Source organism: Massilia oculi (genome assembly GCF_017582745.1).
Classification (GTDB): domain Bacteria; phylum Pseudomonadota; class Gammaproteobacteria; order Burkholderiales; family Burkholderiaceae_D; genus Telluria; species Telluria oculi_A.
Genome location: NZ_JAFVIM010000019.1, coordinates 80869 through 99877, shown reverse-complemented (window position 1 = coordinate 99877; position 19009 = coordinate 80869). Strand labels below are relative to the sequence as shown.

The following is a 19009-nucleotide window of genomic DNA, read 5'->3' as shown; positions in this document are numbered from 1 at the left end:
GTTCACCACTACCGAAAGGATCCAACCATGGAACACCGACTGCAACTGGACGCCGCGCTGGACCAGCCCGGCGCCGACCACATCCTGTACTGGCTGCGCGCCATCCCCGGCGTCAACGCCGTCGAGGCCAATGCCGGCGCCAGCCACGTCAGGGTGCTGTACGACGGCGACCTGACCACGTCGCGCGAGATCGACATCACGGCCACGCGCGCGGGATTTCCGGTGCGCCAGGCGCGCGCCGGCGGTTGCTGCGGCGCCTGTGGCGGGGCCTAGCGCCGCAGGAATCTAGATGCTGCTCAGGTAATCCGCCGCGTCCGGCCTCGGGCGCGGCGGTTTTTCCATCGCCGCCGTGCCGAGGCCGATGAAGCAGATCGCGCGCTCGTGCACCTCCAGGCGCAGCAGGCGGCGCATGCCCGGCGCGTCCATCGCGGCGCCGCTGGCCAGTCCGGTCGCGAAGCCGGCAGCGCCGGCCGCGAGCAGCAGGTTTTGCAAGGCGCAGCCGAGCGAAACCAGCTTCTCGGCCACCGGAATCGCCTTGGCCGCCGTATCGTCGCGCAGCACCGCCACCAGCAGGCAGGGCGCACGCTGGGCCTTGTCGCGCGCGGTGGCCAGCGCTTCTTCGCCGCATCCGGGGTCGCGCGCGGCCAGCGCTTGTGCGAACACCTCGCCCAGGTCGGCGCGCCGCTCTTGCGGGATGAGCACGAAGCGCCATGGCCGCAGCAGGCCATGGTCGGGTGCATGCGCGGCCGCTTCGACCATGCGTTCCAGCGCGTGCGCGTCGGGTCCCGGTGCGTGCAGACGCCGCAAGGTGAAATTGCGGCGCGCCGCCACGAGGGCCTGGAAATCGCCGCCGGCGTCGGATTGGGGAATGTTCATGCGCGCAGTATAACGAGAGCGGTGCCGCCCTGCAGGCACCGTACGGCGTAGTCAGTAAGGCCGGCGGCGGGGCGCGCCACTGCCCGAGGCTCGAGCCGGCGTCTTTTTAGGGCGCCACCCTGATCAAGGGCCTAAGACACCAATTTACCACGTTCTCAGCCATTGATGCTATCCGGAATCAGGGGGACTCCGGACTCGCCAAATGTAGGCTGGCGAGCCATGCGCCGCAGCGATGTAATGGAATCCCATCCACGAGGAGAACCCTGATGAGCACCCAACCCTTCCCTATCGGCCACGCACTGGCCTGCGCTTTGGCCTGCATTCTTGGCGCGGTCCTGGCCACCGGCGCCGCCGCCCAGATTCCATCGAAGTATGCCGATCCCGCCAAGCCGGCCCTGCCCGATCCGGGCATGCAGCTCGACCTCAAGCGCACGGCGCTGGTCGTGATCGATCCGCAGATCGACTTCATGAGCGCCAAGGGCGCGGCATGGGGCGTGGTCGGCGAAAGCGTCACCGAGCAGAACCTGGTGCCCAACCTGACCAAGCTGTTCAAGGCTTCGAAGGCGGCCGGCATCGTGGTGTCGATCTCGCCCCACTATTACTATCCGCACGACCACGCCTGGAAGCACGGCGGCCCGGCCGAGATCTTCCAGCACAAGATCAAGATCTTCGACCGCCCCAGCGCCCTGAGCCTGGAGGGCTTTCGCGGCTCCGGCGCCGACTTCATGCCCGAATTCAAGCAGTACATCGAGGACGGCAAGACCGTCGTCGCCTCGCCGCACAAGCTGTACGGCCCGCAATCGAACGACCTGATGCTCCAGCTGCGCAAGCAGGGCGTGGACAAGATCATCCTGGCCGGCATGCTGTCGAACCTGTGCGTGGAGTCGCACCTGCGCGAATTCCTCGAGCGCGGCTTTGAGGTAGCCGTGGTGCGCGATGCGGTGGCCGGCCCCAAGACCCCGGAAGGCGACGGCTACGCCAGCGCGCTGGTCAACTACCGCTACATCGCCAACGCGCTGTGGACCACCGACCAGACCGTGCAGCGGCTCCAGGGCGGCAAGTGAACGCAGCTTAGTAGACGTCGCGCCGGTAGCGCCCCGTGTCCATCAGGCGTTCCAGTTCCGCCTGTCCCAGGATCGCGGCCAGCGCCTCGTGCACCGCACCGGCCATGCCCTGCAGGCTGCCGCAGACGTGGATCGTGGCCCCGTCGTCGATCCACTGGCGCAGCAGGTCGGCGCGCGCATGCAGGCGGTCCTGGACATACTCGGGCTGCGGGTCGCGCGAGAACGCCAGGTCCAGTTCGGGCAGCATGCCCGCCGCCCGCAGGACCGCCAGCTCGGCGTCGCACAGGCTGTCGAAGGCGCGCTGGCGCTCGCCGAACAGCAGCCAGTTGCGGCCCCGTCCCATGGCGGCGCGGCCGCGCAGGTGACCGCGCAAGCCGGCCATGCCCGAGCCGTTGCCGATATAGATGCAGGGGCGGTCGTCGCCAGGTGCATGAAAGCCCGGATTGGCGACCAGGCGGGCGCGCACCGACCCGTCGATGGCCAGGTGCTCGGTCAGCCAGCCGGAGGCCAGGCCGAGGCCGTGTTCGTGGCGCTGCTGGCGCACCAGCAGTTCCACCGCGCCGTCCTCCTGCACGCTGGCGATCGAATAGCGGCGCGGCGCCAACGGCGCCGCGGGAACGGCGATCTCGAGCAAATCGCCCGCCTGCCAGCTGGCCTCGCGGCCTGGCCGCAGGGCGATTTCGTACAGCGGCGCGCCCAGGCTGCCCGGGTTGAGCAGGCGCCTCGAATGAAGTACCCAGTCCGAAAACGGTGCGGCCTCTCCGGCTGGCGGCATTTTTCCCTTGGCGGCGCCAAGCCCGCCCAGCGCATGCATCCAGCGTCCGAGCGCCGTTTCGTCGCCCTGGTCCACCTCGATCAGCGGGAACAGCGGCTTGCCGCCCAGCGCCTGCAGGCGGCGGTCCAGTGCATGGCCGTAGCCGCAGAAGCGCGCGTAGTTGCGGTCGCCCAGCGCCAGCACGGCGAAGCGGCAGCCCTCAAACATCGACTGCCACGCCTCCAGTTCGCGGCTGAAGCGCCGTGCGGAATCGGGAGCCTCGCCTTCGCCGAAGGTACTGGCCACGAACAGCGCCTGCCCGTAGCCGGCCAGGTCTCCCGGCGCCAGCGCCGACACGGCGCGCAGGTCGACCGCGCGGCCGCCGGCGCGCAGGGCGCCGGCGCTGTGCAGCGCGATCCGCTCGGCCTGGCCGCCCTGGGTCGCGAAGGCCACCAGGACCGGCGCGCCGCTGGTGTTCGCGCCGGCCTGCGCCGCCAGGCTGCGCTCGCGCGCCAGCGCACGCTTCTGGCGCCGGCGGCCGAGGTAGAGCATCCAGCCGGTGATCGCGAAGCCCGGCAAGGCCAGGCTGGCCAGCATCATGACGAGCCGGCCCGGCAGGCCGAAATAGGTGCCGGTGTGCAGCGGACGGATGGTGGTCAAGGCGCGCTGCCCGGCGTCCTTGTCGGCATGGCGCTCGTCCTGGCGCACCGCACCGTCGCCGCCGAGGGTCATCCGGTTGCGCGCGCGGTCGTGCGGCGCATCCTGTGCAAGCCAGGTCAGTTGATAGGCGCCGCTCCCGCGCTCCGGCAAGCGGATGGTGGCGCTCGACCAGTCGGGCGCCATCGACACGAAGGTGCGCCACGCCGGCGCCAGGCTTGCGTCGCCACCCGTCGTGGCAGCGGGCCTGGCCTCGCGCGGCTGTGCCATTGGTGCGCCGGCCCAATCCTGCAAGGTGCCGCGCACGATATCGAAACTCCAGTAAAGCCCGGTGCCTGCCACCACCAGGTAGGCGACCAGGGCCCAGGTGCCGGCGATCGCATGCAGCGCCCACAGGAAGGATCGGCCGCGCAGCGAGGTGTTGAAGGTCAGCCAGCTGCGCCAATCCTTGTTGCGCGGCCAGCGCAGGTACAGGCCGCTGAGCGCCAGCCCGACCAGGCACAGTGCCAGGATGCCGAGCACGATGCGGCCCGGCGCGCGCGGCAGCAGCAGCCAGCGGTGTAGCGAATCGACGAACTGGAAAAAGGCCACGCCGCGCGCGGCGGGCAGCACGCTGCCGTCATAGGGATGGACGTGGATCTCCAGGCCATGCCGCTCCCCGCGCGGCGGGGCGAAGCGTACGCCGACGGTGCGGCCGGGCTGCGCCTCGAACGTGAGACTGGCGACCCGTTCACCGGGATGGGCCTGGCGGGCCACGCGCAGGATCTGTTCCGGTTCCAGCCGCGGCTGCTCCTGCACCGGCACGGCGAACACGCCGGGGTTGATGCTTTCCAGGATCTCGTCCTCGAAAGCGAGGATGGCGCCGGTCAGGCCGATCACCGCCAGCAAAGTGCCGGCCGTGATACCGACGAACCAGTGCAGCTGGAACCAGACCTCGCGCATCGTCGGCAGGCGCCAGCGCGGTGGCGCATCCGGCGCCGCCTTCACGGGTGTACCTTTCACAGGTCCACCTTCACCGACAGCTTGACCAGGCGCGGCAGGCCGGCCGAGAGGCGCGTGCCGGCGCCGGCCCAGTACTGCTTGTCGCCCGCGTTGTCGACATTGAGCTGCCAGGTGGTGCGCTTGCCGAACGCCTGCGTGGCATAGCGCCCGCCCACGCTGAACAGCGTGACGCCGCCCAGCCAGGCCTGGTTCAGGTCATTCACCGGGCGCTCTCCCGTGTAATAAGCGCCCAGGGTCAGCGACAATCCGGGCACCGCGTCCAGGTCGTAGGCCAGGTAACTGCTGGCGGTGCGGCGCGACGCATTCTCGGGCAGCTTGCCGTCATAGGCGGCGCCGATGTCGCGAAATTCCGGATCGAGCACCTGGGCCGAACCCTGCCAGGACAGGCGGCGCGTGAGACGCCCCTGCGCCGACAGCTCGATGCCGCGATAGCGCTGCTCGCCGTCGGCGGTGAACACGTTGGCGGCATTGGTGTAGTAGCCGGGACGGTCGATGTCGAATAGCGCCAGCTGGGTCAGGAAGCCGCCGCTGCTCCTCCAGCGCGCGCCGATTTCCTTCTGCTTGCTCACGCCCGGCGCCATGCGGGTGCCCTCGTTGGCGCTGCCGGCGGGTGCGGCCTCGCCTTCCTCGAGCCCTTCGGCCATCGAGGCATACAGCGAGAAGTCGTCGCGGGCGCGCCAGATCACCGCCGCCATGGGCGTGGTCTCGCTCACGTCGTAGCGGTTGGCGCCCTGGGTGCTCTGGTAGTCGACCCGGCGCACGCCGCCGATCAGCTGCCACTTGCCCAACTGGATGCGGTCGACCAGGTAAAGACCCTTGTCGCGGCTGTCCAATGCGGCCGTGGTGGGCCGCGTCGGCACGGCGCCGAAGCTGGCGGTGCGGATCGGGACCGGGTCGTACAGGTTCTGGGAGGGAATCGTGTAGTTGGACTGGTAGACCGGCGCCTGGCCCTTGTCGGTGCCGCTCACGCCGAGCGTCAGGTCGTGGCTCAGCGCGCCGGTGGCGAAGCGCCCGGCCAGCTCGGCGCGCAGCATGTCGGAGTCGACGTCGGCGAACTGGGAGTTGCCGGTGATCCGGCCGGCGCCGGTGGCGACGCTGGCCGCGCTGTCGAAGCGGAAGATCGGCAGGTTGCGCTCGCGTTTGGTCTCGGCGTGGCCGGCTTCCAGGGTCAGGGCCCAGTCCTGGTTCAGCGCGATGTCGGCGCGCAGCTGGACGTTGCGCGCATGCGTTTCGAAGCGCGCCCAGTCCGGGCCCACCAGGCGGCGCGGATCGACCGGCCGCGGCAACTGGATGGCGCCGCCGACCACCGGCGGCAGGTTGACGCCGGCCTGCTCGGTCACGCGGCGCTTGTCGTATTCGAGGTCGGCGCGCAGACGCAGGCGCTCGTTCACGCGCCAGTCGAGGGCGGCCGAGGCGAAGCCGCGGTTGTCGTTGCCGACGCCGTCGAGGTGCGAGCCGAGCGTGCCGCCGGCGGCATTGACGCGCACGCCGAATTCCTGGCGCTGCCCGAAGCGACGCGCCACGTCGGCGCTGGCGATGGCGGAGCCGTTGTCATCCAGCGCCAGCCCGATCGCGTTGACAGGCGCGCTGCCGGCGCGCTTGGTGACGAAGTTGACGACGCCGGCCGGCGAGGTGAAGCCGTAGTACAGGGCGGTGGCGCCCTTGAGCACCTCGACCCGCTCCTTATTCTCCATCGAGACCTGGCCGAAATTCATCAACGGCAGCGAGCCATTGAGGCGGTAGTTGGTGCGGTTCTCGACCGCGATGCCGCGGATGACCAGCTGGTCCCAGGTGTCGCCGCCATTCTGCTGGCGGGTGACGCCGGCGGTGTTGCGCAGCGCGTCGTACAGGCCGGCGGCGGCCTGCAGCTCGAGCACTTCGCGCGTGATCACGTTGACGGTCGAGGGCACGTCCATGACGTCGGAACCACGGAAGCTGCCCGCCTCCACGGTATTCGGCATGAAGCCCTGTGCGCGGGTGGCGGTGACGCGCACGGCCTGCATGTCCTGTTCGTCAGTCTCCTGCGGCGCTGCGAGAACAGGGAAAGCGTGAGAAAGGGCAAGGACGATCAACAGCGGACGACGGGGCGCGAGAGGCATGGCATGCAAGATTCATGAATGATGCCGGCATCCTAGCGCGAATGAGAATCATTTTCAATAAGCGCAATTACTTAGCGATACCAGCGATCCTTGCCCAGCATGATCTCGTGGTGCCCACGCCCGGACGGGGTCAATGGGAAGCAGTTCTCGGCCTGCGCCACCCTCACATCGAGCAGGAATGGCCGGTTCGACGCCAGGCAGGCATCCATCCCCTCTTCCAGCTCGCCGGCATCCTCTACCTTCCTCGCTTCCCATCCGAAGGCGCGCGCCAGCGCCACGAAGTCGGGCAAGGCTTCGGTATAACTATGGCTATAGCGCCCGCCATGATGCAGCTCCTGCCACTGGCGCACCATGCCCATGCAGCCGTTGTTCGACAGGACCAGCTTGACCGGACAGCGGTGCTGCACCGCGGTCGACAGCTCCTGGATATTCATCAGCACCGAGGCATCGCCGCTGACGCACACGACCAGCGCATCGGGATGGGCGACCTGGGCGCCGATCGCCGCCGGCAAGCCATAGCCCATGGTGCCGGCGCCGCCCGAGGTCAGCCAGCGGCGCGGCGTCTCGAAGCCCAGGTATTGCGCGGCCCACATCTGGTGCTGGCCGACGTCGGTCGAGACGATCGCGTTCCTGCCCGCCAGGCGTTTGGCCAGGGTGGACATCAGCTGCTGCGGGACAATCTCGGCATCCTGCGCGGCGAAGTCCAGGCAGCGTTCGGCGCGCCAGTCGCCGATCGTGCGCCACCAGGCTTCGAGCAGGACCGGATCGGCGCGCAGGCCGTCAAGGCGGTCCAGCAGGCCGCGCAGCACCGCGCCGCAATCGCCGCGCAGGCCGACGTCGGCCGGCACCACCTTGCCGATCGAGCGCGGGTCGATGTCGACGTGGACGATCTTCGCGCCCGGGCAGAAGTCGGCCAGCCGTCCCGTCACCCGATCGTCGAAGCGCGCGCCGACGCACACGACCAGGTCGGCGTGGTGCATCGCCAGGTTCGCCTCCAGCGTGCCGTGCATGCCAAGCATGCCCAGCCAGCGCCGGTCCGAGGCCGGGAAGGCGCCGAGACCCATCAGGGTCAGCGTGCACGGCGCGTCCTTCCAGCGCACCAGGCGCGTGAAGGCGGCGCAGGCGTCGAGCCCCGCGTTGATCAATCCGCCCCCGCCGTAGAACACCGGGCGCCGCGCCTGGCGGATGAGAAGCGCCGCCGCCTCCAGGCCTTCCAGGTCGTCGCGCGCGGCGCGCAGCTGCGGGGCCGGTTTAACTTGCCTTCCGAAGTCGGCCGCGTCCACCGCACGCGCCTGGATGTCCTTGGGCACGTCCACCAGCACCGGGCCGGGCCGCCCCTCGGTGGCCTCCAGCACCGCGCGCCGGACCGTGGCGACGATGTCGCGCGTGGCGCGGACCTGCGTATTCCATTTGGTGACCGTGCGCGAGATGCCCAGCGCATCGCACTCCTGGAAGGCATCGGTGCCGATCGACATGGTCGCGACCTGGCCGCTGATGCACAGGATGGGGATCGAATCGCTCAGGGCGTCAAGCAGGCCGGAGGTGGTGTTGGCGATGCCCGGCCCGGACGTCACGAACACGACGCCCAGCCGGCCGGTCGAGCGCGCATAGCCCTGGGCCGCATGGACGGCGGCCTGCTCGTGGCGCACCAGCACGTGGCGCAGGCGCCCGTCCTGGGCCAGCGCATCGTATAGCGGCAGCACGGCGCCGCCTGGATAGCCGAACACGGTGTCGACGCCGCAGGCGACCAGGGTGTCGAGCAACAGGCCGGCGCCGGTCAGCGCGACTTTGCCGGCTGGCGGCGGGAGGAATTCGGGATGTGGTTTCATGCCTTGAAGTCTATCGACTCAGGACATGAAAGTGCTTCATATTTTCCGCTAGAATTGGCATCTAACCTGAATAATTTTCATCCCTTATGAGCCAAGAAAGAAAATCTTTCGATGCGACCGATTTGACCATCCTGGGCATCCTGCTGCGCGACTCGCGCACGCCGCTGCAGGAGATCAGCGCCACTGTCGGCCTGTCGACTACCTCGTGCTGGAACCGCATCAAGCGGATGACGGATTGCGGGGCCCTGCAGGGCTACACGGTCAAGGTCGACCTGCCCAGCCTCGGCTACCACGACCAGCTGATCGTGCAGGTCACGCTGGACAGCCACAGCGAAGAGACGCTGTATGAATTCGGGCGCGCGCTCGAATCGATTCCCGAGGTACTGGAAGCCTCGCTGATCTCTGGCGACTACGATTATTTCCTGCGCATCGCGGTGAAGGACACGCGCGACTACGAGCGCCTGCTGCGCGAACGCCTGTACAAGATCCCCGGCATCCGCCACAGCAAGTCGAGCTTCGTGCTGCGCACCTTGAAGAAAGTCGATACGCCGCTGATCGCTTAGCGCTGCAGGTTCATGCCCAGCTCGAGCGCGGCCGCGATATTGCGCGCCGTGCACTGCAGGTTGAACTGCGCGCCCGCCAGCACCTCGGCCACCGTCCCCGCCCTCATGACGGTGCTGAAGGTCGCCGCGATGCCGTGCGCATGCACCGCACTGGCGTCGTTCGCCAGGCACCCTCCGATGGCGATCACCGGCTTGCCGTGGCGTCCGGCCACGCGCGCGACGCCGATCGGCGTCTTGCCGTTGACGGTCTGGCTGTCGATGCGCCCCTCGCCGGTGACGACCAGGTCGGCGTCGCGCACGACCGCGTCGAGGCCTACCGCGTCGGCGACGATCTCGCTGCCGGGACGCAGGCGCCCTTTCAGGAACACCAGCATCGCCGCGGCGATGCCGCCGCCGGCACCGGCGCCTGGAATGTCGGCCACCTCCTGGCCCAGGTCGCGCGCGATCACGCCAGCGTAGTGGCGCAGGTTGGCGTCGAGCTGCTCGACCATCCCGGGCGTGGCGCCCTTCTGCGGCCCGAAGATCGCGGAGGCGCCCTTGGGGCCCACCAGGGGATTGCTGACGTCGCAGGCCACCTCGAACACGCATTCGTTGACGCGCGGGTCCAGCCTTGATACGTCGATGCGATCGAGCAGGGCCAGCGCGCCGCCGCCCGGCGCCAGCTCGGCGCCGCTTGCATCGAGCAGGCCGACGCCCAGCGCCTGCAGCATGCCGGCCCCGCCATCGTTGGTGGCGCTGCCGCCCACGCCCAGGATGAAGCGGCGCGCACCAGCGTCCAGCGCGGCGCGGATCAGTTCACCGGTGCCGCGGCTGGTGGCCACCAGCGGATCGCGCTCGTCGGGCGCCACCAGTTCGAGGCCGCTGGCGGCGGCCATCTCGATCACGGCTGTCGATTCGTCGCCGGTCAGGCCATAGAAGGCCTCGACCGGCCGCCCCAGCGGACCGGTGGCCTGCAGCACGACCTGGCGGCCGCCGGTGGCCGCGACCATGGCCTCGACCGTGCCTTCGCCGCCGTCGGCCACCGGCACCTTCACGTAGTCCGCGTCGGGGAAGACCTCCCGAAAGCCGGCCTCGATGGCGCTGGCGGCTTCCAGCGCCGACAGGCTTTCCTTGAACGAATCTGGAGCGATGACGATTTTCATGGACCTCTCCTTTAGCGATTGACGAGACGTGCCGGCACCACCAGGACCAGCATGGCGCCGATGAACAGGACGGTGGACAGGATGTACAAGGCGACATCGGTGCTGCCGGTGGCGTCCTTGATCCATCCGACCAGGAAGGGGCTGACGAAGCCTGCCACCTGCCCCATCGAATTGATCAGGGCCAGGCCGCCGGCCGCCGCCGCGCTGCCGAGAAAGGCCGCCGGCAGGGGCCAGAACATCGGCAGGCCGGTCAGCGCGCCCATCGTCGCCAGGGAGAGGCCCACCAGCACGATCACGGCGTTGTCAGAGAAATTCGCAGCCATCAGCAAGCCGACCAGGGCCATCAGCAGGGGCGCCGACAGGTGCCAGCGGCGCTCGCGCCGGCGGTCGGCCGAGCGGCCCACCAGCACCATGAACACGCCGGCGAACAGGTAGGGAATGGCGCTCAGCCAGCCGACCGTGGTCGCGTTCTCGAAGCCCAGCGACTTGATGATCGAGGGCAGCCAGAAGTTGATCGCGTAGACGCCCATCTGGATGCTGAAGTAGATGAAGCCCAGCATCCACACATGCCAGTCGCGCAGCACCGCGCCGAAGGAGTGCACCGCGTGCACGCCCTTCGAGCGCTGCTGCTCGTCCTGGTCGAGCGCATCCTGCATCGCCGCTTTCTCGGCATCGCTCAGCCAGCCGGCCTGCCTGATCCCATCGTTGAGGTAGAAGAACACCGCCACGCCGAGCAGCACGGTCGGCAGGCCTTGCAGCAGGAACAGCCACTGCCAGCCGTCCATGCCGCCCTGGCCATGCGCGAAGTGGCTCAGCATCCAGCCCGACAATGGGCCGCCGATCAGGCCCGAGACGGGGATCGCCGACATGAACAGCGCCATCACCTGGCCGCGCTTGTGCGACGGGAACCACTTGGTGAAGTACAGGACCATGCCGGGGAAGAAGCCGGCTTCGGCCACGCCGGTGAAGAAGCGCAGCACATAGAATTCCATCGGCGTGGTCACGAACAGCATGCAGGCCGACAGCGAGCCCCAGGCCATCATCATGATCGCGATCCAGCGCCGCGCGCCGAGCCGGTGCAGGATCAGGTTGCTCGGCACCCCGAAGGTCACGTAGCCGATGAAGAAGATGCCGGCGCCCAGGCCGTACACGGTTTCGCTGAGCTGGAGCGCGTCGAGCATCTCGAGCTTGGCGAAACCTACGTTGACGCGGTCCAGGTAGTTGAACAGGTAGCAGACGAAAATGAAGGGGATCAGGCGCCAGGTGGCCTTGCGGTAGGCGCCATCCAACAGGGCCGCGCCGCCGCCGCCGCCCTGGACGCCGGATGTGCTTGCGGTGATGCTCATGCTGTCTCCGAATTTCTAATAAGGGTGATCTGCAAGATTATCGGCCAAACAAGGGATATCGGGCGTCGGCGACACGCACAAAACGGAGAGGGAAATAGTCGGCATTTTTCGTGCAACCTCACAATATTCACCATCATCTGCCGAAAATAGCCCCATCGACGCAAAGAGTTTTGTGCATAATCACAAGGACCGTTCCACCTTCCAGGCCCTACCCAATGCACATCCTCGACACCCGGCTCGCCCAGGAAATCGTCACCCGCACCATGCGGATCATCCCGTTCAACGTCAATGTGATGGATGCCAACGGCGTGATCCTCGCCAGCGGCAATCCCGAGCGGGTCGGCGAACTGCATGCGGGCGCCCTGCTCGCGCTGGCCAAGAAGCTGACCGTGGAGATCGACGCGGCTGCCGCGCGCAAGCTGCATGGCGCGCAGCCGGGCACCAACCTGCCCCTCTCCGTGGGCGGCCAGCCGTGCGGCGCGGTGGGCCTCTCCGGCGCGCCGGACGAGGTTCGCCAGTTCGGCGAACTGGTGCGCCTGACGGCCGAGATGATCCTGGAACAGGCGGCGCTGGCGAACCAGTTGCAGGACAACGCGCGCTATCGCGAAGCCTTCGTGCTGAACCTGATCCGCAACGACAGCGCCCAGCGGCCGGAGCTCGAAGGCTGGGCGCGGCGCCTGGGCCTGGACCTCGAGCGCATGCAGCTGGTATTCCTGCTCGAGCTGCAGCCGCGGCCGGACGGCGCCGACGCCGGGGCCGCCCTGCACGACATCCAGCGCCTGCAGATGCGCCTCCTGGCGCGGCGCGAGGATGCGCTGACCGCCACCGTCGGCCCGTCCGAGATGGTGCTGCTCGATTCCTGGGACCCGGCGCGCAAGGGCTACGAGACGACGCCGCAGCGGCGCCTGGACCTGCTGGCCCAGCTAGTGCGCGAGGAATGCGAGCTGCCCTTCACGCTGGCGATGGGCATCGCCTTGCCCGGCCTGGAAGGCGCCGCCGTCTCTTACCAGAGCGCGCGCAGCGCCAGCCGGCTGGGGCGCCTGCGCACGCCGCAGCAGCAGGTGTTCAGCTATGACGACCTGGCCCTGCCGGTGCTGCTGTCCGGCCTGGACAGCGGCTGGCAGGCGCACCAGCTGCGCATGCCGATCGCGCGCCTGGCCCACGACAAGAGCCGCGCCATGCTGCGCACCACGCTCGACACCTGGTTCGCCCAGGACGAGAACTCGGCCGCCACCGCGGCGACGCTCGGCATCCACCGCAACACGCTTGACTACCGGCTGCGCCGCATCGGCGAGCTGACGGGGCTCGACCTGGCGCGCAGCGAAGACAAGCTGCTGCTGTACGTGTCGGCGCTGCTCAGTCCTGCGACCGCCTGATGATCAACGGTTGACCAGCCGCGCCGGCACGGTCAGCACCAGCAAGGCCCCGACCAGCATCACGCTCGACAGGATGTACAGCGCGACGTCGGTGCTGCCGGTGAGATCCTTGATCCAGCCGACCAGGAAGGGGCTGGCGAAGCCGGCCACCTGCCCCATCGAATTGATCAGGGCCAGGCCGCCGGCCGCCGCCGCGCTGCTCAGGAAAGCGGCCGGCAGGGGCCAGAACATCGGCAGGCCGGCGAGCGCGCCCATCGTCGCCAGGCACAGGCCGATCATGGCGACGATGGCATTGTCCGAAAAGTGCGCGGCCATCGCCAGGCCGGCCAGCGCCATCAGGAGCGGCGCCGACAGGTGCCAGCGGCGCTCGCGCCGGCGGTCGGCCGAGCGGCCCACCATGACCATGAATACGCAGGCGAACAGGTAGGGAATGGCGCTCAGCCAGCCGACCGTGCCGACGTCCTCGAAACCGAGTTCGCGGATGATCGACGGCAGCCAGAAGTTGATCGCATACGCCCCCATCTTGATGCTGAAATAGATAAAGCCGAGCATCCACACATGGCGGTCGAGCAGCAAGGCGCGCAGCGAATGCACGACGGCCACGCCGGGCGGACGTTCGCGCTCGTCGCGCGCGAGTTCCTCCCGCAGGGCGGCCTTTTCATCGGCGCCGAGCCAGCTGGCCTGGGCCACGCCGTCGTTCAGGTAGAACAGCGCCGCCAGGCCCAGGAACACGGTGGGCAGCCCTTGCAGCAGGAACAGCCACTGCCAGGCAGCCATGCCGCCCTGGCCGTCGGCGAAGTGGCTCAGCATCCAGCCCGAGAGCGGGCCGCCGACCAGGCCCGAGACGGGGATCGCCGACATGAACAAGGCCATCACCTGGCCGCGCTTGTGGGACGGGAACCACTTGGTGAAGTACAGGACCATGCCGGGGAAGAAGCCGGCTTCGGCCACGCCGGTGAAGAAGCGCAGCAGGTAGAACTCCAGCGGCGTGGTCACGAACAGCATGCAGGCCGACAGCGAACCCCAGGCCATCATCATGATGGCGATCCAGCGCCGCGCGCCGAGCCGGTGCAGGATCAGATTTCCCGGCACCCCGAAGCTCACGTAGCCGATGAAGAAGATGCCGGCGCCCAGGCCATAGATGGTTTCGCTGAACTGCAGGGCGTCGAGCATCTCGAGCTTGGCGAAACCGACGTTGACCCGGTCCAGGTAGTTGAACAGGTAACAGACGAAGATAAAGGGGATCAGGCGCCAGGTGGCCTTGCGGTACGCTCCTTCCAACGTGGCCGGGCCGGTCCCTGCAGCGAGCGTGCCGGGCCGGCTTGCGTTGTCGAACATGCTGTCTCCGAGTTTTTTTGATAAACCCTGACATTATCGTCTGAACCGGAGACAACGGGGGAGCCCGTGTGCACGGCGCGCCCCGCCGACCTTTCAGAAGGTGAACACGGTATAGCCGTCGGCCGAGATCTGCGCGATGCTCGGCAGGCCCGAGGTGCCCGGCACGCTGTTATCGGTGATCAGGTCGAAGCCGGCCTTCTCCGCTTCTTCACGCGCCCCGAACACGTCGGCGCAGCCGCAGGAAATGCCGACCACCTTGTCTTCGACCGCCTTGTACAGGGCGTGGATCGGATGCTTGTCGTCGGCCAGCACGCCCGGCCAGCGGGTGCCGGTGCCCTGGAAGTAGATGCCGACTTCGGTCTCTTTCTGCTTGAAGTCGTAGGCGGCGGCCAGGCCGTTGAACATGCGTCCCAGCGCGTCTTCGCCGGCTTTGGGATCGGACAGGATGATGATGGCTGCTTTCATGGAGTTCTCCTGGTGTCGTTGGTGGGCTTGTGTCCGCCGCGCCATGCAGCGAATGAAGCCATTCTAGAAAGCGGAGACGCCAAGAGAAATCCCGCGCAGGACAATACATCGTTGCGCCTGCCGAAATGCCGGACAGTAGGCTAGTTAAGGTGCGGGTCGGCGCGCAGGTGGTCGGCCAGCAGGTCGATGAAGTTGCGCACCTTGGACGAGCCGAACTTGCTCTCGCGGTGCACCAGGTGCACCGGCCATGGCGCTTCCTCGTACTCGGACAGGACGATCTTCAGGCGGCCGGCGGTCAGGTGCTCGGCGATCTGGTAGGACAGCAGCCGGCAGATCCCCAGGCCGGCGCAGGCGGCCTCGATGGCGGCGTCGTTGCTGGTCACCGTCAGGCGCGGCCGCAGGCGCACCATGGTCGGATCGTCGACCGCGCCGAACTTCCACTCGACCCGCGGCGAGATGCCGGTGGCGGCGATGATCGTATGGCGCAGCAGGTCGGCCGGATGCTGCGGCAAGGGCTGCCGCGCCAGGTACTCTGGCGAGGCGCACAGCACGCGCCGCACCTGGCCCACGCGCAGCGCCCTGAGGCTCGAATCGGGCAGGTGGCCGATGCGCACGGCAACGTCGATGCCCTCGTCGACCAGGTTCACGATCCGGTCCAGGAACAGCGCCGACACCTCGACTTCCGGATACTCGTTCAGGAACCGCACGATGCAGGGCATGACGAAGGCCTTGCCGAACAGGACCGAGGCCGTCACCGACAGATGGCCCTTGGGCGCCGCGTTGACCCCGGCCGCCGCCTCGTTGGCTTCATCGATGCTGGCCAGGATGGCGCGCGTGTCGTCCAGGTAGCGCCGCCCTGCTTCGGTCAGGCGCACATTGCGCGTGGTACGCAGCAGCAGCTTGACGCCCAGCCTTTCCTCGAGACCGGCGATGGCGCGCGTGACGGCGGCCGGCGACAGGTCGAGGCGCCGCGCCGCCGCGGCGAAACCTTCTTCTTCGCCGACGGCCACGAAGACGTTCATCAGATGGATCTGGTCCACTCATTACTCCCTGCGAAATAGTGCCTTGCGTAGCACGCGGATTCCAATGGGCTTCATTATTTCGCAGAATGGCAGTCTCAGCAATTATCTGCCGCCGCAATCCCCACTATGATGGACCACCAGTTCGTATGAATTCGCCTGACGAGCGCCCTGCCGCCACGGGACTCGACCTGCGCACCCGAATCCGCATCGACCTGTTTCTGGCGCGCCGCCGCGCCGGGACGGGAGCGACCACGCCGAGGATCCTGCGCCTGCGCGAGCGCGGCCGGGCGGCCGGCTTGAACACCGCCGAAATGATGGCCAACGAGGAAGGCAGCAGCCATGAGGCCAGGGCGACCGCCTGCCTCGCCTTCGTCGCGACGCTGCTGGCGCGACCGGGCGCGCCCTCGCCGGAGGCGCTGCGGCGCATGCACGACGCCGGCTACGGGCCGGACGGCATCGACGCGGCGATTGCCCGGGTCAGGCGGGAGGCCGGCTGACGTTCAGCGGCGAACCACCGGCGCAGTCAGGAGGTAGCCGCGTCCCGGCACGTTCAGGATGTAGCGTTCCACCCCTTCGATGTCGAGGGCGCGGCGCAGGGCGGCGATCTGCACCCGCAGGTTGGCCTCGCCGACGACGCGCCCGGCCCAGGCCCGTTCGAGCAGGTAGCGATGCTCGAGCACCTGGCCGGGCGCCTCGGCCAGCAGCCACAGGATGTCGAAGGCGCGCGCGCCGATGTTCACGACGGCGCCGCCGCGGCTGAGGCGGCGCAGGCGCGGCTCGATGTCGAAGTCTGCGAACGACAGCGTGTAGCTGGCGCGTTCGTCCCTGGTCGTAGTTCCCATCATGGTTCACCGATAGTGCGCGGCGCCGCCAGCCCCCCGGCCAGCCAGGCGCACGTCATCATTGTCGTAAATACTGACCATTTAGGGAATGGATACCGCTAGAAATTCATTGTTTCGCTAAAGGCAACACTCACGCAGCTCGCCCGCGCATTCCTACGCGGGCCGGAATCCTGCCAGGTGCGCCGTTACAGTCCCAGGTCGGACAGGCCCGGGTGGTCGTCAGGGCGACGTCCCAGCGGCCAGCGGAACTTGCGTTCTTCTTCCGTGATCGGCATGTCGTTGATGCTGGCGTAGCGGTTGATCATCAGGCCGTCCGGGCCGAATTCCCAGTTCTCGTTGCCGTACGAGCGGTACCAGTTGCCCGAGTCGTCGCGGCTCTCGTAGGCATAGCGCACCGCGATGCGGTTGTCGGTGAAGGCCCACAGCTCCTTGATCAGGCGGTACTCGAGCTCCTTGTTCCATTTGCGCTCGAGGAAGGCGCGCGCTTCAATGCGGCCGTTGGCGAATTCGGCGCGGTTGCGCCAGCGGGTGTCCAGGCTGTAGGCCAGCGACACCTTGGCGGCGTCGCGCGTATTCCAGCCGTCTTCGGCCAGGCGCACTTTTTCGATCGCGGATTCGCGGGTGAACGGCGGCAGCGGCGGACGCACTGCGGAGGGCGTTGTCATCGTGAGACCTTTCGGTTGGTGGTGGTGAAAACAGCTTATAGATCGAGTTCCAGCAGCGGGCCCCTGGCCCAGGAGACGCAGGGCGTCATGCCGACTGCCCGCTGCTGCGCGTTCAGGCAGACGTCGCGGTGCAGCGGCTCGCCCGACACCACGCCAGCATAGCAGTTGCCGCATTCGCCGCGCTTGCACTCGTAGGAGACGAATACATCGGCCTCGATCATCGCATCGAGGATCGACTTGCCCGGCGCGACGTCGAGGGTCATCCCCGTCTGCCGCAGGACGACCTGCAGCGGACCATCTTCATCGTGGGCGCGCGCGCCGAAGCTCTCAAAGCGCACGTGCTGCTGCGGCCAGCCCTGCGCCGTGGCGGCGGCGCGGATCGCTTCCAGCAGCAGCGACGGCCCGCAGGCGTGCAGCTCGCAGCCTTCTTCCCACGGCCCGATCAGGCCTGCCAGGTCGGGACGGCCCTGGGTGGCGGTGACGTGGGTCTGGACGCGCTCCGGGCCAAGTGCGCTCCAGTCGTCGGTCAGGACCAGGCGTTCGGCCTCGCGCGCCAGGTAGTGAAGCCGGTAGCTCGCGCCGGCCGCGTCGAGCGCGCGCGCCATCGGCAGCATCGGCGTGATGCCGATCCCGCCCGCGATCAGCACCGTGCGCGTGCGGCCCGCATGCAGCTTGAACGCGTCCAGCGGCGCTCTGGCCTCGAGCGTCATGCCGGGCTCGAATTCGTCGTGCAGCACGCGCGATCCGCCACGGCCGCCTTCCTCGCGCTGGACGGCGATGCGCAGCATGCCGCCCTGTTCACCCACCACCGAATAGGCGTTGCGGTGGCGGACGCCGGCGCGCGAGGTGAATTCCAGTTCGACGTGGGCTCCTGGCTGCCAGGGCGGCAGCGGCGCGCCGTCCTCCGGCGCCAGGCGGAATTCCTTGACCGCGGGGCCGTGGCGGACGATGGCCGCGATCCGGTAGCGCATCAAGTCAGGCATGGCCCACCTCCACCGCCGGGTTGAAGGGCGAAGAGTCCAGGTACTCCCAGTCCAGGCGCTGCGGCGCGCGGCGCAGCAGCCAGCGGTCGATCGCGATTTCCCAGAAGCGCCCGGTGCCGCCGGTCAGGCCGTGCGGATCGTCCTGGCCATGCAGGATGCGTGCGCGGCCGCTCAGCTGCAGCAGGCGCTGGCCCTCGAAGTCGGGAATGCACAGGCCCACCCGCGGATCGACCGTCAGGTTGCCGAAGGTGTTGAACAGTCTGTTGCCGCTGTAGTCGGGAATGCGCAGCAGGGTGTCGTCCACCACCTGGACGAAGCCGGGACTGCCGCCGCGATGCGAGGCGTCGGCGCCGCGCTCCTGGTGGTTGCTGGCGACAAAAATGGTGTCGGCGCGGCGCACGATGGCGCGCGCGGTCTCGTCCAGCGCGCGGCCCTCGCCCAGCAAGGCCGGCGCCGCCTCCCCATCGATGCGGCGCAGCTGGCGGCGCTGGATGTATTTGGGGCAGTTCGGATAGGCCTCGCGCACGGCCAGGTCGAAGCCCGCATCGTCCAGCCGCTGCAGGCCCCCATTGATGCGGTAGCGGCGGCGCGAGCCGAGTTCGATGAACAGGCTGCCGATCGCCGGATTGGTGGCGACGTTGCGCCAGAACGGCTCCTGGGGGTCGCGCAGCGCCGCCGGCAGGTCGACCGTCACCTGGGCCGCGCTGTCGGCATGGGCGAAACCGGGCTGGCCGAACAGGACGGTGGACCAGGGCGCGCCGTCGGCGTCCACGCTGGCCAGCACCACCATCGACTGCTTCCCGATGAAGGGCCGGGCGCCGCCCAGGATGGTGTCGGCGATGACCACGCCATTGCGGTCGGCGATGCCGACCTCCCCGGCGCTGTGCTGCACGGCGCGTTCGCCGTCATGGTAAACAGAAGTCGTCATGCTGCGTTCTCCCGGGCTGGCGGCTGTCTGGCCGCGTTCGTCATGGGAGCATTTTCAT

General features: G+C 68.4%; 18 protein-coding genes. 5 read left to right on the top strand and 13 right to left on the bottom strand.

Annotated elements, in window-relative coordinates; translation table 11 throughout:
- Nucleotides 1-27: 27 nt before the first annotated feature.
- Nucleotides 28-273, top strand: a complete 246-nt coding sequence (locus J3U95_RS20180; protein WP_208280440.1) for a hypothetical protein — start codon at nt 28-30, stop codon at nt 271-273.
- Between the two features lie 12 nt (nt 274-285).
- Here the strand turns inward: J3U95_RS20180 and J3U95_RS20175 are convergent, their stop codons facing one another.
- Entirely contained in the window at nt 286-876 is a 591-nt protein-coding gene (locus J3U95_RS20175) for a nitroreductase family protein (RefSeq protein ID WP_208280439.1), read from the bottom strand.
- A 266-nt stretch (nt 877-1142) separates the two neighbouring features.
- Between J3U95_RS20175 and J3U95_RS20170 the strand changes: the two genes are divergently transcribed.
- A complete protein-coding gene (locus J3U95_RS20170; protein ID WP_208280438.1) occupies nt 1143-1940 on the top strand; it encodes a cysteine hydrolase family protein in 798 nt (265 codons plus the stop codon).
- A gap of 7 nt (nt 1941-1947) precedes the next feature.
- On the opposite strand, the gene J3U95_RS20165 is transcribed toward J3U95_RS20170, so the two are convergent.
- The 3 genes from J3U95_RS20165 to ilvB form a co-directional block, all read right to left on the bottom strand.
- On the bottom strand, nt 1948-4353 hold the full coding sequence (locus J3U95_RS20165; RefSeq protein ID WP_370662094.1) for a PepSY domain-containing protein: 2406 nt from the start codon (nt 4351-4353) through the stop codon (nt 1948-1950).
- The gene (locus J3U95_RS20160) at nt 4350-6356 is read right to left on the bottom strand and encodes a TonB-dependent siderophore receptor (protein ID WP_229519973.1); all 2007 of its coding nucleotides are present in this window, start codon (nt 6354-6356) and stop codon (nt 4350-4352) included. The genes J3U95_RS20165 and J3U95_RS20160 overlap by 4 nt, the downstream gene beginning before the upstream one ends.
- A gap of 167 nt (nt 6357-6523) precedes the next feature.
- On the bottom strand, nt 6524-8281 hold the full coding sequence (gene ilvB / locus J3U95_RS20155) for a biosynthetic-type acetolactate synthase large subunit (RefSeq protein WP_208280436.1): 1758 nt from the start codon (nt 8279-8281) through the stop codon (nt 6524-6526).
- 86 nt (nt 8282-8367) lie between these two features.
- Here ilvB and J3U95_RS20150 point away from each other — a divergent pair, with 86 nt between their 5' ends.
- Nucleotides 8368-8844 (top strand): Lrp/AsnC family transcriptional regulator, encoded by a 477-nt coding sequence (locus J3U95_RS20150; protein ID WP_208280435.1) that lies wholly within the window; start codon nt 8368-8370, stop codon nt 8842-8844.
- Here the strand turns inward: J3U95_RS20150 and J3U95_RS20145 are convergent.
- Both J3U95_RS20145 and J3U95_RS20140 read right to left on the bottom strand, forming a co-directional pair.
- Complete coding sequence (locus J3U95_RS20145; RefSeq protein ID WP_208280434.1) at nt 8841-9986, bottom strand: glycerate kinase; 1146 nt, start codon at nt 9984-9986, stop codon at nt 8841-8843. The genes J3U95_RS20150 and J3U95_RS20145 overlap by 4 nt on opposite strands.
- 11 nt (nt 9987-9997) lie before the next feature.
- Nucleotides 9998-11332, bottom strand: a complete 1335-nt coding sequence (locus J3U95_RS20140; protein WP_208280433.1) for an MFS transporter — start codon at nt 11330-11332, stop codon at nt 9998-10000.
- A 215-nt stretch (nt 11333-11547) separates the two neighbouring features.
- On the opposite strand from J3U95_RS20140, the gene J3U95_RS20135 reads away from it, so the two are divergent.
- Nucleotides 11548-12708 (top strand): sugar diacid recognition domain-containing protein, encoded by a 1161-nt coding sequence (locus J3U95_RS20135; RefSeq protein ID WP_208280432.1) that lies wholly within the window; start codon nt 11548-11550, stop codon nt 12706-12708.
- A 3-nt stretch (nt 12709-12711) separates the two neighbouring features.
- On the opposite strand, the gene J3U95_RS20130 is transcribed toward J3U95_RS20135, so the two are convergent.
- The 3 genes from J3U95_RS20130 to J3U95_RS20120 all read right to left on the bottom strand — a co-directional run bounded on the left by J3U95_RS20130 (nt 12712) and on the right by J3U95_RS20120 (nt 15551).
- Complete coding sequence (locus J3U95_RS20130) at nt 12712-14046, bottom strand: MFS transporter (RefSeq protein ID WP_229519972.1); 1335 nt, start codon at nt 14044-14046, stop codon at nt 12712-12714.
- Nucleotides 14047-14139: 93 nt separating this feature from the next.
- Nucleotides 14140-14511 (bottom strand): DsrE family protein, encoded by a 372-nt coding sequence (locus tag J3U95_RS20125; RefSeq protein ID WP_208280431.1) that lies wholly within the window; start codon nt 14509-14511, stop codon nt 14140-14142.
- Between the two features lie 140 nt (nt 14512-14651).
- Nucleotides 14652-15551, bottom strand: a complete 900-nt coding sequence (locus J3U95_RS20120) for a LysR family transcriptional regulator (RefSeq protein WP_208280430.1) — start codon at nt 15549-15551, stop codon at nt 14652-14654.
- A 128-nt stretch (nt 15552-15679) separates the two neighbouring features.
- Here J3U95_RS20120 and J3U95_RS20115 point away from each other — a divergent pair, with 128 nt between their 5' ends.
- Entirely contained in the window at nt 15680-16030 is a 351-nt protein-coding gene (locus J3U95_RS20115; RefSeq protein WP_208280429.1) for a hypothetical protein, read from the top strand.
- Between the two features lie 3 nt (nt 16031-16033).
- On the opposite strand, the gene J3U95_RS20110 is transcribed toward J3U95_RS20115, so the two are convergent.
- The 4 genes from J3U95_RS20110 to J3U95_RS20095 form a co-directional block, all read right to left on the bottom strand.
- On the bottom strand, nt 16034-16378 hold the full coding sequence (locus J3U95_RS20110) for a winged helix-turn-helix domain-containing protein (RefSeq protein ID WP_208280428.1): 345 nt from the start codon (nt 16376-16378) through the stop codon (nt 16034-16036).
- A 182-nt stretch (nt 16379-16560) separates the two neighbouring features.
- Nucleotides 16561-17040 carry a nuclear transport factor 2 family protein gene (locus J3U95_RS20105; RefSeq protein WP_208280427.1) on the bottom strand — a complete coding sequence of 160 codons (480 nt, stop codon included), beginning with the start codon at nt 17038-17040 and terminating at the stop codon, nt 16561-16563.
- Between the two features lie 35 nt (nt 17041-17075).
- A complete protein-coding gene (locus J3U95_RS20100; protein ID WP_208280426.1) occupies nt 17076-18023 on the bottom strand; it encodes a PDR/VanB family oxidoreductase in 948 nt (315 codons plus the stop codon).
- Nucleotides 18016-18951 (bottom strand): pyridoxamine 5'-phosphate oxidase family protein, encoded by a 936-nt coding sequence (locus J3U95_RS20095; RefSeq protein WP_208280425.1) that lies wholly within the window; start codon nt 18949-18951, stop codon nt 18016-18018. The genes J3U95_RS20100 and J3U95_RS20095 overlap by 8 nt, the downstream gene beginning before the upstream one ends.
- Nucleotides 18952-19009 lie beyond the last annotated feature (58 nt).

What these genes read in the sequence shown, in the direction of transcription:
- J3U95_RS20100 (WP_208280426.1), bottom strand. Translation starts at nt 18,023, where the DNA reads ATGCCTGACTTGATGCGCTACCGGATCGCGGCCATCGTCCGCCACGGC.
- J3U95_RS20150 (WP_208280435.1), top strand. Translation starts at nt 8,368, where the DNA reads ATGAGCCAAGAAAGAAAATCTTTCGATGCGACCGATTTGACCATCCTG.
- J3U95_RS20125 (WP_208280431.1), bottom strand. Translation starts at nt 14,511, where the DNA reads ATGAAAGCAGCCATCATCATCCTGTCCGATCCCAAAGCCGGCGAAGAC.
- J3U95_RS20180 (WP_208280440.1), top strand. Translation starts at nt 28, where the DNA reads ATGGAACACCGACTGCAACTGGACGCCGCGCTGGACCAGCCCGGCGCC.
- J3U95_RS20115 (WP_208280429.1), top strand. Translation starts at nt 15,680, where the DNA reads ATGAATTCGCCTGACGAGCGCCCTGCCGCCACGGGACTCGACCTGCGC.
- J3U95_RS20145 (WP_208280434.1), bottom strand. Translation starts at nt 9,986, where the DNA reads ATGAAAATCGTCATCGCTCCAGATTCGTTCAAGGAAAGCCTGTCGGCG.
- J3U95_RS20135 (WP_208280432.1), top strand. Translation starts at nt 11,548, where the DNA reads ATGCACATCCTCGACACCCGGCTCGCCCAGGAAATCGTCACCCGCACC.
- J3U95_RS20175 (WP_208280439.1), bottom strand. Translation starts at nt 876, where the DNA reads ATGAACATTCCCCAATCCGACGCCGGCGGCGATTTCCAGGCCCTCGTG.
- J3U95_RS20095 (WP_208280425.1), bottom strand. Translation starts at nt 18,951, where the DNA reads ATGACGACTTCTGTTTACCATGACGGCGAACGCGCCGTGCAGCACAGC.
- J3U95_RS20105 (WP_208280427.1), bottom strand. Translation starts at nt 17,040, where the DNA reads ATGACAACGCCCTCCGCAGTGCGTCCGCCGCTGCCGCCGTTCACCCGC.
- J3U95_RS20170 (WP_208280438.1), top strand. Translation starts at nt 1,143, where the DNA reads ATGAGCACCCAACCCTTCCCTATCGGCCACGCACTGGCCTGCGCTTTG.
- ilvB (WP_208280436.1), bottom strand. Translation starts at nt 8,281, where the DNA reads ATGAAACCACATCCCGAATTCCTCCCGCCGCCAGCCGGCAAAGTCGCG.
- J3U95_RS20130 (WP_229519972.1), bottom strand. Translation starts at nt 14,046, where the DNA reads ATGTTCGACAACGCAAGCCGGCCCGGCACGCTCGCTGCAGGGACCGGC.
- J3U95_RS20160 (WP_229519973.1), bottom strand. Translation starts at nt 6,356, where the DNA reads ATGCAGGCCGTGCGCGTCACCGCCACCCGCGCACAGGGCTTCATGCCG.
- J3U95_RS20110 (WP_208280428.1), bottom strand. Translation starts at nt 16,378, where the DNA reads ATGATGGGAACTACGACCAGGGACGAACGCGCCAGCTACACGCTGTCG.
- J3U95_RS20140 (WP_208280433.1), bottom strand. Translation starts at nt 11,332, where the DNA reads ATGAGCATCACCGCAAGCACATCCGGCGTCCAGGGCGGCGGCGGCGGC.